This is a genomic window from Aeromonas sp. INTO2 (assembly GCF_049860605.1).
GTDB classification, from domain to species: Bacteria; Pseudomonadota; Gammaproteobacteria; order Enterobacterales; family Aeromonadaceae; genus Aeromonas; species Aeromonas caviae.
In genome coordinates this window covers 3,903,132-3,915,981 of record NZ_CP187588.1, presented here as the reverse complement: position 1 = coordinate 3,915,981, position 12,850 = coordinate 3,903,132, and the positions used below count along the sequence as shown (strand labels likewise).

Sequence of the window (12,850 nt, the reverse complement as noted above, 5' to 3'; positions counted from 1 at the left end):
ATTTGTTTTGGCATGATTTATTGAATTTAAATCGCATTTTTCCCATACAGCGGGAGCGGGATGTGCTGTGGTGAGAGCGATGCCCAAGCCGGGGCGAGGAGGCAGTACGCCACCCCGGGGCTTGGGGTTTGTGGCGAGAGGATTGTATACTGTTCACATATACAGTATTCAGGTGTATCCACCATGCGACTCTTTATCGCCGAGAAACCCAGCCTTGGCCGCGCCATCGCCGATGTCCTCCCCAAACCGCACAAGAAGGGGGAGGGTTTCATCGAGACGGCGCAGGGAGACGTGGTGACCTGGTGCATCGGCCACCTGCTGGAGCAGGCCGAGCCCGATGCCTACGATGCCGCCTACAAGCAGTGGCGCATGGAATCCCTTCCCATTGTCCCGACCCAGTGGCAGCTGGTGGCCAAACCCAAGACCAAGGCCCAGCTGGCCGTCATCAAGGGGCTTATCAAGCAGGCGGACTGCGTGGTCAACGCCGGTGACCCGGACAGGGAAGGGCAACTGCTGGTGGACGAGGTGATCGACTTTCTCGGCTATCCCAAGACCAAACCGGTTCAGCGCTGCCTCATCAGCGATCTCAATCCCCCCGCCGTGCGCCGCGCCCTCGACAAGCTCAGGGACAACAAGGAGTTCGTGCCGCTGGCGGTGTCGGCGCTGGCCCGTAGCCGTGCCGACTGGCTCTATGGCATCAACATGACCCGGGCTTATACCCTGCTTGGCCGCAAGGGGGGTTGCAGCGAGCTGCTGTCGGTGGGCCGGGTACAGACCCCCTTGCTCGGTCTGGTGGTGCGCCGGGATCTCGAGATCGAGGCCTTCGTTCCCAAGCCGTTCTACGAGGTGATGGCCCATTTGCTGACCCAGGGCAACGAACGCTTCACCGCCAGGTGGCTGCCATCGGAGGCCTGTCTGCCCTGGCAGGATGAGGAGGGACGGGTGCTCAACCGGGCGCTGGCCGCCAAGGTGGTGGAGCGGATCCAGGGGCAGCCCGCCCGGGTGGAAGCGGTGGAGGAGCAGGCGCGCAAGCAGGCGGCGCCGCTCCCCTACAACCTCTCCAGCCTGCAAATCGATGCGGCCAAGCGCTTTGGCATGGATGCCAAGCGGGTGCTGGATATCTGCCAGAGCCTCTACGAGCGGCACAAGCTCATCACCTATCCCAGATCCGACAGCCGCCATCTGCCGAGCGAGCACTTCAACCGGGCCGGCCAGGTGCGGGAGGCCATCGCCAGCACGGCCCCTGCGCTGGCCAGGGCGGTCGCCGAAGCGGATGGCAGGATCCGCAGCAAGGCGTGGAACGACAGCAAGGTGGATGCCCACCACGCCATCATTCCCACCGAGAAGAGGGGGAACGAGGGGAGCCTGGGGGCCGACGAGGCGAAGCTTTACGGCCTGATTGCCCGCCAGTATCTGCTGCAGTTCTACCCGCCGTTCGAGTACAACGACAGCAAGGTGTTGCTGCGCATCGCCGGAGGGCTGTTCCAGGCCAAGGCGCGCCGCATCCTCAAGGCGGGCTGGAAGGCGCTGCTCGGAGTGGAAGAGGATGACGAGGAGGAGGCGGGAACCCTGCCTGCCCTGAAAGAAGGGGAGGAACTGCTGTGCGAGCGGGGGGAGCTGCTGGAGAAGATGACCCAGCCCCCCAAGCCGTTTACCGATGCCACCCTGCTGGCCGCCATGACCGGCATCGCCCGTTATGTGCAAGATCCCGAGATCCGCAAGACCCTACGGGAGACCGACGGTCTGGGCACCGAGGCGACCCGGGCCGGGATCATCGATCTGCTGTTCAAGCGCCGCTTCCTGGTGCGCCAGGGCAAGAGTATCAAGGCCACCCCGACCGGGCGAGCCCTGGTCCAGGCGCTGCCCACGACCGCCACGACACCGGACATGACGGCACTGTGGGAGCAGAGTCTGGGTCAGATCGCCGAACGTCACGGCAGCTACCAGCAGTTCATGGGGCCGCTCACCGAGCAGCTCAACGGCCTGATCGAGGGGGCGCGGCAGGATTCCGGCGCCAGCTTCAGCGCGCTGCCCAAGGCGGCGCCCGGTGACAGCAAGCAACGCTTTGCCCGCCGCAAGCGGACTGGGTCCACCGCCGCACGCCCCCGCACGAGCACGGGCAAGAGTGCTCGTGCGGGGAAGAGCCCTGGAAAGAGCACTGGTAAGGGGACGACCAGGGGCAAGGCTGCCTGAGGCTGGCGAGCGCCGTGATCACATAAAAATAAGAAGAGGGGCCAGTGGCCCCTCTTTGCATGGATGGAGCGGCTTACCCCGTGTAGACGCTCTCTTCCGGATAACGGATGCGGGTCTCCACCGGGCGGGCCAGCATGATCGCCAGGGTGAGGGGCCCCAGACGGCCGCAGATCATCACCAGCACCAGGATCAGTTTGCCCGGTTCGCTCAGAGAAGCGGTGATGCCGGTGGACAGTCCCACGGTGGCAAAGGCCGAGATGGTCTCGAACATGATCTTGTCGAATGATTGCGACTCCGTGAGCATCAGCAGGAACATCGCCAGCATCAGCACCATGGTACTGACGATGATGATGGCCAGGGAGCGGGTCACTATCTGGGGTGACAGGGTGCGGCCGAAGGCGGTGACATGGGGGCGCTTGGTCAGAAACGCCCGGGTCGCCAGCAGGACGACGGCAAAGGTGGTGACCTTGATACCGCCCCCGGTGGAGGTTGCCCCGGCACCGATGAACATCAGCAGCATCATGAACAGCAGGGAGGCCGGTACCATCTGGCCGATATCCACCGTGTTGAAGCCCGCCGTGCGCGCGGTGGCCGACTGGAAGAAGGCTGCCAGCCACTGGCTCCCGAAGGAGGCGTTGCCCAGGGTGCCCGGGTTGTTGTGCTCCAGCAGCCAGAACATCAGGGTCCCCAGCAGCAGCAGGGCAGGGGTCATCAGCAGCATCAGCTTGCTGTGCAGTTTCAGCTTGCGCCAGCGGCGGTTGCGCACCAGGTCGACGATGACGGTGAAGCCTACCCCCCCCAGGATCAGCAGGGCCGGTATGGTCAGGCTGATGATGGGGTCATCCCGGTAGTCCATGAGGTTGTTGGCAAACAGCGAGAAGCCGGCGTTGTTGAAAGCTGACACCGCGTGGAAGAAGCTGACGTAGAGGCCGTGGCCCCAGCCCATGTCGGGCACCCAGCGAATGGCCATGATGGCGGTGCCGATCAGCTGGGCAATCAGGGCGAACAGGACGATGCGCTTCACCAGCTGGACGATGTTGACGGATCCCTCCTGGCCCAGCGCCTCCTTGGCCAGCACCTGCTGGCGCAGCCCGACCCGCTTGCTGAACATGGCGATGAGCAGCAGTGTCATGGTCATCTGGCCGAGACCACCAATCTCCATCAATATCAACAGGATGATCTGCCCCTGCAGGGTGAAGGCGGTGCCGGTATCTACCACCCCGAGGCCGGTCACGCTGATGGCGGAGGTGGCGGTGAACAGGGCGTTGATGACGGTGACCTCACCCTTGTGGCTGGAGGGCTGGACCAGAAACAGGGTGCCAACCAGCAGGATGATGAGGAAACTGCCCAGGATGAGCTTGGCCTCGCTCCAGCGGGAGTTGTCTTCCCGATGCAGGGTGAAGGCGTAGTTGCTGCGCCAGTTGATCATAGGGTGTCGAGCCAGTGATCGATGGCGTGCTTGTTGCCGGCCAGGATCAGGATGTCACCGAGTTGCAGCTCCATCTTGCCGGTCAGGACGTTGTGCAGCACCTCACCCCGCTTGATGGCCAACAGCTGGAAATCGCTTTGCTGCAGCAGGCGTAAGTCGGCCAGGGTGCGGGTGTTTTGCTGCAAGCCGATCACGAACTCGGTCAGCACCATGTCGTGACCCAGCTCCAGGTAGTCGAACAGCCGGTTGTCCAGCATGCTCTGGGCCACCCGGCGGCCCATGTCCCACTCCGGGTTGATCACCTTGTCCGCGCCTACCTTCTGCAGGATCTTGGCGTGGAACTTGTCGCGGGCCTTGACCCAGACCTTCTTCACGCCCGCCTCTTTCAGCACCAGCGTGGTCAGGATGCTGGTCTCCAGGTTGTCGCCGATGGCGACAAAGACGATGTCGAAATTCGCCAGGCCCAGTTCGGCGACTGTGGCCTCGTCGGTGGCATCGGCCACGATGACGTGGTTGCAGAGGGTGGCTATCTGGCGGGTCTTGCTCTCGTCGATGTCGATGGCCAGTACCTCGGCATTCTGGCGCTGCAACTCTTCGCACAAGGCGCTGCCAAACAGGCCCAGGCCGATGACGGCGAATTGATTGTTCATACATGCTTCCTCAGCGGGATGAAGGGGTTACTCTACTCCAGAGCCCTGAGTCCGAAAAGTGTCCGGGTTTTTTGTCCCGGGGGATCTGGGGTAAACTGCGCCCTTGTCCTTGTCGGAACACACAGATGAAACTCACCCCCCACGCCTCCCTGTCGACCCTCAATACCCTGGGCCTGGATGCACACTGCCTCTGGCTGGCCGATGTGACCCGGCCGGATGATCTCGCGCAACTGCGGACCAACCCGGAGTTGGCCACCTTGCCGCGCCTGGTGCTGGGAGGAGGAAGCAACATCCTGTTCTGCGATGACTTTGCCGGTCTGGTGGTCCACAACGGCCTGAAAGGGATCACGCTGCACGAGGAGTCCGAGCACTGGCTGCTACACGTGGCGGCAGGTGAAAACTGGCACGAGCTGGTATGTCACGCCCTGCAACAGGGCTGGCACGGGCTGGAGAATCTGGCACTCATTCCCGGGACGGTCGGGGCGGCCCCGGTACAGAACATCGGTGCCTACGGGGTCGAGCTGGCCAGCGTCTGTGCCTACGTGGAGGCGTTCAACTGGCAGAGTGGCGAGGTTGAGCGCATCGCGGCGGCCGACTGCCGGTTCGGTTACCGTGACAGCATCTTCAAGCACGACTATCAGGACTCCCACTTCATCATCGCCGTCGGTCTGCGCCTGCCCAAGGCATGGCGCCCGGTCGCCGGCTATGGCCCGCTGGCGGCGCTGGGGGATGCCCCTTCGCCACAGGCCATTTTCGACACCGTCTGTGCCACCCGCATGGCCAAGCTGCCGGATCCGGCGGTGCTGGGCAACGCGGGCAGTTTCTTCAAAAACCCTGTGGTGCCCGCCGCCCTGGCCGAGACCCTGAAACAGCAATACCCGCAGATGCCCAGCTACCCGGCCGGCGACGGTCAGGTGAAGCTGGCGGCGGGCTGGCTGATCGAACAGTGCGGCCTCAAGGGGTTCGCCATCGGCCGTGCCGCCGTCCATCAGGAGCAGGCGTTGGTGCTGGTTAACCTGGGAGGCGCCAGCGCCATGGAGCTGATCGCCCTGGCGGCCCATGTCCGCGACAGCGTGGAGCACCAGTTCGGTGTGGTGCTGGAACACGAGGTGCGCTTCATGGGGCGCAGCGGTGAAACCTGGCTCGATGAGGTACTGGCATGACCCTGACCCCCGTCAGACAGACCCTGATCACCCTGCTGAGCGATGGTCAGTTTCATTCCGGCGAGCAGCTGGGCGAGCGCCTTGGCATCAGCCGGGCTGCGGTGAGCAAGCACATGGCCGCGCTCAAGGATCTGGGGCTGGATCTCTTCAGCCTGACCGGCAAGGGCTATCGGCTGGCGGTGCCCATGGCCCTCTATGACGAGGGGCGGCTGCAGGCAGAGGCACCGATGGCGCCGGTGCACTGCTTCCCTGTCATCGACTCCACCAACCAGTACCTGCTGGAGCGGGTCAATACCCTGAGCTCCGGGGAAAGCTGTCTGGCCGAGTGCCAGACCGCCGGGCGGGGACGTCGTGGCAAACCCTGGGTTTCCCCCTTCGGTTGCCAGCTGATCCTGAGCATGTACTGGCGGCTTGAGCAAGGCATGGCGGCCGCCATGGGACTGAGTCTCGCGGTCGGCGTGGCGGTGGTCGAGGCGCTGGAGTCCCTCGGTTATCCCGGGGTGGCGCTCAAGTGGCCGAACGACCTCTATTACCAGGGCCGCAAGCTGGCGGGCATCCTGGTGGAGATGAGCGGCAGTGCGGGTGCCAGCTGCCATCTGGTGATCGGGGTCGGCCTCAATCTGGCGATGCCGAGTCGGGAGGGGGAGAAGATCGATCAGGCCTGGTCCGAGCTGCGCCATATCCAGCCCGAGCTGGTGGATCGCAACGAGCTGGCCGCCTGCGTGCTGCTGCACCTGCAGCAGGCCATGCAGACCTTCGAACAGACGGGACTGGCGAGTTTCGTCGAGAGCTGGAATCGGCTTGACCACTTCGCCGGCCAGCCGGTGAAGCTGCTGATGGGAGAGCAGGTGATCCGCGGGATTGCCCGGGGGATCGACGAACGCGGAGCCCTGCGTCTGGAGACGGAAGAAGGGCTCAAGCTTTATCTGGGAGGGGAACTCTCCTTGCGGCGGGGGGACTGAACCCATACGCTCATGACGACTGAATGAAAGAGGGGGCCTGCGGGCCCCCTCTTTCATGTATGCACTGCGACAGTGATCACTTGCGCAGCTTGATCTGCTCGATGGCGTGCTCGTTGCCCTTGGTGAGGATGAGGTTGGCCCGCTCCCGGGTCGGCAAGATGTTCTCTTGCAGATTCAGGTAGTTGATATCCTGCCAGATGTTGTTGGCGATCTCGGTCGCCTCGCTCTCGGCCAGCTTGGCGTAGTGGTGGAAATAGGAGTCGGGATCCGAGAAGGCGCCGCTGCGGAATTTGAGAAAACGATCGATGTACCAGGTGCGCAGCAGCTCGGCGTCAGCATCCACATAGATGGAGAAGTCGACGAAGTCCGACACGAACACACGATGGGGGTCCTGGGGATAGTCCATGCCGCTTTGCAGCACATTGAGCCCCTCCAGGATCAGGATGTCCGGCTGCTCCACCACCTTCTTCTCGTCGGGCAGGATGTCATAGATCAGGTGGGAGTACACGGGGGCCTCGACCTTCTCGTGGCCGGCGCGGATATTGGCGACAAACTCCACCAGATGGCGGATGTCATAAGACTCGGGGAACCCCTTGCGACGCATCAGGCCACGGGCTTCCAGCTCCTTGTTGGGAAACAGGAAGCCGTCGGTGGTGACCAGCTCCACCCTGGGGTGCTCCGGCCAGCGCTCCAGCAGTGCCTGAAGGATACGGGCCGTGGTGCTCTTGCCCCCCGCCACGCTGCCGGCGATGCTGATGATATAGGTGCCCTTGCCGCGGGACTGACCGAGAAACTGCTCCAGCACCCGGCTGCGGCGCTGCTTGGCCTTGACGTAGAGATTGAGGAGACGGGAGAGGGGCAGATAGATCTCTTCCACTTCCCGCAATGACACCTTCTCGTTGATCCCGCGCAGGGTCTGCAGATCGTGCTCGGTCAGGGTCAGGGGGACCGCATCGCGCAATAACGCCCATTGTTCGCGGGTGAATTGCAAATAGGGGTTATGCTCTGTCGTCATGGTGTCATCACTGTTTCTTGGGCAGGGCGACCATACACCAAGGGATCGGGAGCGACAAGGGACGCGTCCGGTCGGGACGGAGAAGGAGCGTTTTTTTGCCTGGATCCCGGCATAAATGCACATTTTGCAAGGTGCAATGGTTGCATCCCCAAAATCCTTACCATAAAATGCGCGACGCTTGGATGTCTGTCGTCTATTTGCCCAGCAAAAGCGACAAAAACAACGGGTGCAAGCAGAATTACCGTTGTGGCATTTATGCAACTGGAGGGGTTCCCGAGCGGCCAAAGGGATCAGACTGTAAATCTGACGGCTCTGCCTTCGAAGGTTCGAATCCTTCTCCCTCCACCATATTTCTCTGCGGTTTGAGTTCTTTGGGTTAGAGAAATGCGGGCATCGTATAATGGCTATTACCTCAGCCTTCCAAGCTGATGATGCGGGTTCGATTCCCGCTGCCCGCTCCAAGATGCTGATATGGCTCAGGTAATTCTGATAGCCACACCTTAGGGTGAGTTCGGCAATCGAACCAGCCTGTCAGCACCAACCTCTCTACTCCCCTTGATTCAAATCCATCATATAAACTGTTCTGTGGTTAGCTTGCCACCGCGTACTCAGCGTTAGTTTAGAGGGACGATCATGTCTAAAGAAAAATTTGAGCGTAATAAACCGCACGTTAACGTGGGTACCATCGGCCACGTTGACCACGGTAAAACCACCCTGACCGCCGCCATCACCAACGTGCTGGCCAAGCACTTCGGTGGTAAAGCTTTCGCCTTCGACCAGATCGACAAGGCGCCGGAAGAGCGTGAGCGTGGTATCACCATCAACACCTCCCACGTAGAATACGACACTGCTACCCGCCACTACGCTCACGTAGATTGCCCGGGTCACGCCGACTACGTTAAAAACATGATCACCGGTGCTGCCCAGATGGACGGCGCAATCCTGGTAGTAGCAGCGACTGACGGCCCGATGCCGCAGACTCGTGAGCACATCCTGCTGGGTCGTCAGGTAGGCGTTCCGTACATCATCGTGTTCATGAACAAGTGCGACATGGTAGATGACGAAGAGCTGCTGGAACTGGTCGAGATGGAAGTTCGCGAACTGCTGTCCGAGTACGACTTCCCGGGTGATGACCTGCCGGTAGTACGTGGTTCCGCGCTGAAAGCGCTGGAAGGCGAAGCTCAGTGGGAAGAGAAGATCCTGGAACTGGCTGGCCACCTGGACACCTACATTCCGGAGCCGGAGCGTGCCATTGACCAGCCGTTCCTGATGCCTATCGAAGACGTCTTCTCCATCGCAGGCCGTGGTACCGTAGTTACCGGTCGTGTAGAGCGCGGTATCGTCAAGGTTGGTGAAGAAGTGGAAATCGTTGGTATCAAAGATACCACCAAGACCACCTGTACTGGCGTTGAAATGTTCCGCAAACTGCTGGACGAAGGTCGTGCTGGTGAGAACGTTGGTGCACTGCTGCGTGGCGTGAAGCGTGAAGACGTAGAGCGTGGTCAGGTACTGGCCAAGCCGGGCACCATCAAGCCGCACACCAAGTTCGAATCCGAAGTGTACGTGCTGTCCAAAGAAGAAGGTGGTCGTCACACCCCGTTCTTCAAGGGCTACCGTCCGCAGTTCTACTTCCGTACTACCGACGTGACCGGTACCATCGAACTGCCGGAAGGCGTAGAGATGGTCATGCCGGGCGACAACATCAAGATGGTTGTTACCCTGATTGCCCCGATCGCGATGGACGACGGCCTGCGTTTCGCCATCCGTGAAGGTGGCCGTACCGTAGGTGCTGGTGTTGTAGCCAAAGTTATCGCTTAATCTTGGCTTACATAAATAAAGCAAAGCCCCTATAATAGGGGCTTTCTTATGCAGGGGCGTAGTTCGAATTGGTAGAACAGCGGTCTCCAAAACCGATGGTTGCGGGTTCGAGTCCTGCCGCCCCTGCCATATACCTCGTCTCGTACGGGGCTTTTGTGTCTTTGGTTACGTCAGATACAGGTGGGTTGTATGAGTGTTAGTTCTGAGGGTCAGGGCGGAAGCAAGGATACCCTGCTTTGGGGCCTGGTTTTCATCATCCTGGCGGCCGCTGTAGTGGGCAATTACCTGCTGAGCGACGTTATTGCTGCCGTCCGCGCCCTGGGTGTGGTCGTTGTCATCGCTGCTGCCGGTGCAGTGGCCCTGCAAACCACCAAGGGCAAGGCAACACTGGCGTTTGCCCGTGAGTCTCGCCTGGAAGTCCGCAAGGTCGTATGGCCGACCCGTCAGGAAGCCATTCAGACAACCCTGATTGTGCTGGCGGTGACTGCCGTGATGGGGCTGCTGCTGTTCGTGTTGGACGGCGCCTTGGTCTGGTTGGTCAACCTGATTACCGGTGTGTAAGGATAAGCCATGACTGAACAACGTGAACAGCGTATGAGATGGTATGTCGTGCAGGCATTTTCCGGCTACGAAGGCCGTGTTGCCAAATCCCTGCGTGAACATATCAAGATGCATGGCATGGAAGAGCTGTTTGGTGAAGTGCTGGTCCCGACCGAAGAAGTGGTCGAGATGCGTGCTGGCCAGAAGCGCAAGAGTGAGCGCAAATTTTTCCCAGGATACGTCCTGGTCCAGATGGTGATGGATGAAACCACATGGCACCTCGTACGCAATGTACCGCGCGTCATGGGCTTCATCGGCGGTACCTCCGATCGCCCTGCTCCGATCTCCGATAAAGAAGCGGATGCCATCCTCAACCGTCTGCAAGATGCCCACGACAAACCGCGTCCGAAAACCCTGTTTGAACCGGGTGAGATGGTCCGGGTTGCCGATGGTCCGTTCGCCGACTTCAACGGTACCGTTGAAGAGGTGGACTACGAAAAGAGCCGCGTGAAGGTCTCCGTACTGATCTTCGGCCGCTCAACGCCGGTAGAACTGGATTTTGGTCAGGTCGAAAAAGGCTGATTAATCTCTGTACGTTTAACGGTTGTCAGGGGCAGCGATTATCTCTATAATTCGCTGCCCCTTTATTTGTTGGGGAGCCGTTTGCAGGAGCATGTCTCCGAGGCGTTAGAACCCATTTTTGAGGTATTTTTGTAATGGCTAAGAAAGTCACAGCTTATATCAAGCTGCAAGTTAAGGCTGGCAGTGCTAACCCCAGCCCTCCCGTTGGTCCTGCTCTGGGTCAGCACGGTGTGAACATCATGGAATTCTGTAAGGCATTCAACGCCCGTACAGAAAAGCTGGAAAAAGGTTCTCCGACTCCGGTCGTGATCACCGTTTACAGCGACCGTTCCTTCACCTTCGAAACCAAGACTCCGCCCGCTTCCTTCCTGCTGAAGAAAGCCGCTGGTATCCAGTCTGGTTCCGCCAAGCCGAACAAAGACAAGGTTGGTAAGGTGACTGTGGCTCAGCTGCAAGAAATCGCCAAGACCAAAGAGCCGGATATGACTGGTGCCGATCTGGATGCAAAAGTACGTTGCATCGCCGGTTCCGCTCGTTCCATGGGCCTGGTAGTGGAGGAGTAAGACAATGGCTAAACTGTCCAAGCGTATGCGCGTTATTCGCGAAAAAGTTGACGGTACCAAAGAGTACTCCATCAACGAAGCCATTGCCCTGCTGAAAGAACTGGCTACTGCCAAGTTCGTTGAAAGCGTTGACGTTGCCGTTAACCTGGGTATCGATGCTCGTAAATCCGACCAGAACGTACGTGGTGCAACTGTACTGCCGCACGGTACCGGTCGTGACATCCGTGTCGCCGTGTTCACCCAGGGTGCCAACGCCGAAGCCGCCAAGGCTGCCGGTGCTGAACTGGTTGGTATGGATGACCTGGCTGAGCTGGTCAAGAAAGGCGAGATGAACTTCGACGTCGTCATCGCATCCCCGGATGCCATGCGTGTTGTTGGTCAACTGGGTCAAATCCTGGGCCCGCGCGGTCTGATGCCGAACCCGAAAGTGGGTACCGTCACTCCGAACGTAGCCGAAGCCGTCAAGAACGCCAAGGCTGGTCAGGTTCGTTACCGTAACGATAAGAACGGTATCATTCATACCACTCTGGGCAAGGTCTCTTTCAACGAAGTTCAGCTGAAAGAAAACCTGGAAGCTCTGCTGGTTGCCTTGAAGAAGGCCAAGCCGTCCTCCGCCAAGGGTGTATTCATCAAGAAAGTCAGCATCTCCACCACCATGGGTGCCGGTGTTGCCGTAGACCAAGCTTCCCTGGAAGCTCAGGCCTAATTGATGGGTTTTACAAGGCGCACAATTTAATCTATAATTTTGCGCCTTGATTGGTTGGGGGTTTCGACCTCCGTCCAAGACCGCAGGAGGCCGCAAAGCCTTAATTTTTCCTGCGTAGACGGTGCCGGAAACCCAGCGAGAAAGATTCTTTCTCTTCTGGAATCCTGCTACCGCATCGTTCCCCTCTGTTGTAAAGGTAGGGGGGATGTGTCAGTACTGGGTCAACAGACCCGGATTCAATCCAGGAGTTAAGCCAATGGCATTGGGACTCGAAGACAAAAAGGCAATTGTTGCTGAAGTCAACGAAGCTGCCAAAGGCGCTCTTTCTGCAGTTGTAGCCGATTCTCGCGGCGTCACTGTAGACAAGATGACCGTCCTGCGTAAGACCGCTCGTGAAGCTGGTGTGTACATGCGCGTTGTGCGTAACACCCTGCTGCGTCGCGCGGTAGAAGGTACCGAATACGAGTGCCTGAACGACGCATTTACCGGTCCTACCTTGATTGCTTTCTCTAACGAACACCCGGGCGCTGCCGCTCGTCTGTTCAAAGAGTTTGCCAAAGCGAACCAAAAGTTCGAAATCAAGGCTGGCGCTTTTAACGGTGAGTTTATCGCCGCAGCACAAATTGATCGTCTGGCCACGCTGCCGACTTACGAAGAAGCAATTGCGAAGTTGATGGCTACCATGAAGGAAGCCTCTGCTGGCAAGCTGGTTCGTACTATCGCTGCTGTTCGCGACCAGAAACAAGCTGCTGCTTGATTCTCGCCTATCTAGGCTGTTTGAGTTTATTCAACATCAGGAATTTTTGTCATGTCTATCACTAAAGACCAAATCATCGAAGCCGTTGCTTCCATGTCCGTAATGGAAGTTGTTGAGCTGATCGAAGCTATGGAAGAGAAGTTCGGTGTTTCTGCCGCTGCTGCCGTCATGGCTGGCCCGGCTGCTGCTGAAGCAGTAGAAGAGAAGACCGAGTTCGACGTAGTTCTGACTGCTGCTGGCGCCAACAAAGTTGCCGTCATCAAGGCCGTTCGTGGCGCTACCGGTCTGGGCCTGAAAGAAGCCAAGGACCTGGTAGAAGCTGCTCCGACCAATCTGAAAGAAGCCGTGTCCAAGGACGAAGCTGAAGCTCTGAAGAAAGAGCTGGAAGCTGCCGGTGCTTCTGTTGAGATCAAATAATCTGCATTTATGTAGATTAGCCTGATAAAACAGGCTAAGGCTGGTGAATCTTTAT

At 59.3% G+C, this 12,850-nt stretch carries 13 protein-coding genes and 3 tRNA genes; 13 read left to right on the top strand and 3 right to left on the bottom strand.

Going from position 1 to position 12,850, the window contains the following annotated elements; translation table 11 throughout:
- The first annotated feature begins 183 nt into the window (after positions 1-183).
- Positions 184-2,193, top strand: a complete 2,010-nt coding sequence (locus tag ACPW74_RS18535) for a DNA topoisomerase III (RefSeq protein WP_053288042.1) — start codon at positions 184-186, stop codon at positions 2,191-2,193.
- A gap of 73 nt (positions 2,194-2,266) precedes the next feature.
- Here the strand turns inward: ACPW74_RS18535 and ACPW74_RS18530 are convergent, their stop codons facing one another.
- Positions 2,267-3,622: a TrkH family potassium uptake protein gene (locus ACPW74_RS18530; RefSeq protein WP_053288043.1), complete on the bottom strand. Its 1,356-nt coding sequence runs from the start codon at positions 3,620-3,622 to the stop codon at positions 2,267-2,269.
- The gene (locus ACPW74_RS18525; RefSeq protein WP_010675965.1) at positions 3,619-4,272 is read right to left on the bottom strand and encodes a potassium channel family protein; all 654 of its coding nucleotides are present in this window, start codon (positions 4,270-4,272) and stop codon (positions 3,619-3,621) included. Before ACPW74_RS18525 ends, ACPW74_RS18530 begins: the two co-directional genes overlap by 4 nt.
- Positions 4,273-4,397: 125 nt before the next feature.
- Here ACPW74_RS18525 and murB point away from each other — a divergent pair, with 125 nt between their 5' ends.
- Both murB and birA read left to right on the top strand, forming a co-directional pair.
- Positions 4,398-5,435, top strand: a complete 1,038-nt coding sequence (murB, locus tag ACPW74_RS18520) for a UDP-N-acetylmuramate dehydrogenase (protein ID WP_053288044.1) — start codon at positions 4,398-4,400, stop codon at positions 5,433-5,435.
- The gene (gene birA / locus ACPW74_RS18515) at positions 5,432-6,397 is read left to right on the top strand and encodes a bifunctional biotin--[acetyl-CoA-carboxylase] ligase/biotin operon repressor BirA (protein WP_042016250.1); all 966 of its coding nucleotides are present in this window, start codon (positions 5,432-5,434) and stop codon (positions 6,395-6,397) included. Before murB ends, birA begins: the two co-directional genes overlap by 4 nt.
- A gap of 76 nt (positions 6,398-6,473) precedes the next feature.
- Here birA and coaA read toward each other — a convergent pair whose 3' ends face one another.
- Positions 6,474-7,412 carry a type I pantothenate kinase gene (gene coaA / locus ACPW74_RS18510; protein WP_029314861.1) on the bottom strand — a complete coding sequence of 313 codons (939 nt, stop codon included), beginning with the start codon at positions 7,410-7,412 and terminating at the stop codon, positions 6,474-6,476.
- A 263-nt stretch (positions 7,413-7,675) separates the two neighbouring features.
- Here coaA and ACPW74_RS18505 point away from each other — a divergent pair.
- The 10 genes from ACPW74_RS18505 (at position 7,676) to rplL (ending at position 12,795) form a co-directional block, all read left to right on the top strand.
- A tRNA-Tyr gene (locus ACPW74_RS18505) sits at positions 7,676-7,760 on the top strand.
- Positions 7,761-7,798: 38 nt separating this feature from the next.
- Positions 7,799-7,873 (top strand) — tRNA-Gly (locus ACPW74_RS18500).
- 172 nt (positions 7,874-8,045) lie between these two features.
- A complete protein-coding gene (tuf, locus tag ACPW74_RS18495) occupies positions 8,046-9,230 on the top strand; it encodes an elongation factor Tu (RefSeq protein WP_005306325.1) in 1,185 nt (394 codons plus the stop codon).
- A 52-nt stretch (positions 9,231-9,282) separates the two neighbouring features.
- Positions 9,283-9,359: transfer RNA gene (locus ACPW74_RS18490), tRNA-Trp, on the top strand.
- A 60-nt stretch (positions 9,360-9,419) separates the two neighbouring features.
- A complete protein-coding gene (gene secE, locus ACPW74_RS18485) occupies positions 9,420-9,791 on the top strand; it encodes a preprotein translocase subunit SecE (protein WP_010675960.1) in 372 nt (123 codons plus the stop codon).
- 9 nt (positions 9,792-9,800) lie between these two features.
- Positions 9,801-10,352, top strand: coding sequence for a transcription termination/antitermination protein NusG (gene nusG / locus ACPW74_RS18480; protein ID WP_010675959.1), 552 nt, complete (start codon positions 9,801-9,803; stop codon positions 10,350-10,352).
- 134 nt (positions 10,353-10,486) lie between these two features.
- The gene (gene rplK, locus ACPW74_RS18475; RefSeq protein WP_005306313.1) at positions 10,487-10,915 is read left to right on the top strand and encodes a 50S ribosomal protein L11; all 429 of its coding nucleotides are present in this window, start codon (positions 10,487-10,489) and stop codon (positions 10,913-10,915) included.
- A gap of 4 nt (positions 10,916-10,919) precedes the next feature.
- The gene (gene rplA / locus ACPW74_RS18470) at positions 10,920-11,621 is read left to right on the top strand and encodes a 50S ribosomal protein L1 (protein ID WP_010675958.1); all 702 of its coding nucleotides are present in this window, start codon (positions 10,920-10,922) and stop codon (positions 11,619-11,621) included.
- A gap of 256 nt (positions 11,622-11,877) precedes the next feature.
- Positions 11,878-12,378: a 50S ribosomal protein L10 gene (gene rplJ / locus ACPW74_RS18465; protein ID WP_005339895.1), complete on the top strand. Its 501-nt coding sequence runs from the start codon at positions 11,878-11,880 to the stop codon at positions 12,376-12,378.
- 51 nt (positions 12,379-12,429) lie between these two features.
- Complete coding sequence (gene rplL, locus ACPW74_RS18460) at positions 12,430-12,795, top strand: 50S ribosomal protein L7/L12 (RefSeq protein ID WP_010675957.1); 366 nt, start codon at positions 12,430-12,432, stop codon at positions 12,793-12,795.
- Positions 12,796-12,850: the final 55 nt, after the last annotated feature.

What these genes read in the sequence shown, in the direction of transcription:
- coaA (WP_029314861.1), bottom strand. Translation starts at nt 7,412, where the DNA reads ATGACGACAGAGCATAACCCCTATTTGCAATTCACCCGCGAACAATGG.
- ACPW74_RS18530 (WP_053288043.1), bottom strand. Translation starts at nt 3,622, where the DNA reads ATGATCAACTGGCGCAGCAACTACGCCTTCACCCTGCATCGGGAAGAC.
- tuf (WP_005306325.1), top strand. Translation starts at nt 8,046, where the DNA reads ATGTCTAAAGAAAAATTTGAGCGTAATAAACCGCACGTTAACGTGGGT.
- ACPW74_RS18535 (WP_053288042.1), top strand. Translation starts at nt 184, where the DNA reads ATGCGACTCTTTATCGCCGAGAAACCCAGCCTTGGCCGCGCCATCGCC.
- rplL (WP_010675957.1), top strand. Translation starts at nt 12,430, where the DNA reads ATGTCTATCACTAAAGACCAAATCATCGAAGCCGTTGCTTCCATGTCC.
- rplA (WP_010675958.1), top strand. Translation starts at nt 10,920, where the DNA reads ATGGCTAAACTGTCCAAGCGTATGCGCGTTATTCGCGAAAAAGTTGAC.
- rplJ (WP_005339895.1), top strand. Translation starts at nt 11,878, where the DNA reads ATGGCATTGGGACTCGAAGACAAAAAGGCAATTGTTGCTGAAGTCAAC.
- rplK (WP_005306313.1), top strand. Translation starts at nt 10,487, where the DNA reads ATGGCTAAGAAAGTCACAGCTTATATCAAGCTGCAAGTTAAGGCTGGC.
- nusG (WP_010675959.1), top strand. Translation starts at nt 9,801, where the DNA reads ATGACTGAACAACGTGAACAGCGTATGAGATGGTATGTCGTGCAGGCA.
- secE (WP_010675960.1), top strand. Translation starts at nt 9,420, where the DNA reads ATGAGTGTTAGTTCTGAGGGTCAGGGCGGAAGCAAGGATACCCTGCTT.
- murB (WP_053288044.1), top strand. Translation starts at nt 4,398, where the DNA reads ATGAAACTCACCCCCCACGCCTCCCTGTCGACCCTCAATACCCTGGGC.
- birA (WP_042016250.1), top strand. Translation starts at nt 5,432, where the DNA reads ATGACCCTGACCCCCGTCAGACAGACCCTGATCACCCTGCTGAGCGAT.
- ACPW74_RS18525 (WP_010675965.1), bottom strand. Translation starts at nt 4,272, where the DNA reads ATGAACAATCAATTCGCCGTCATCGGCCTGGGCCTGTTTGGCAGCGCC.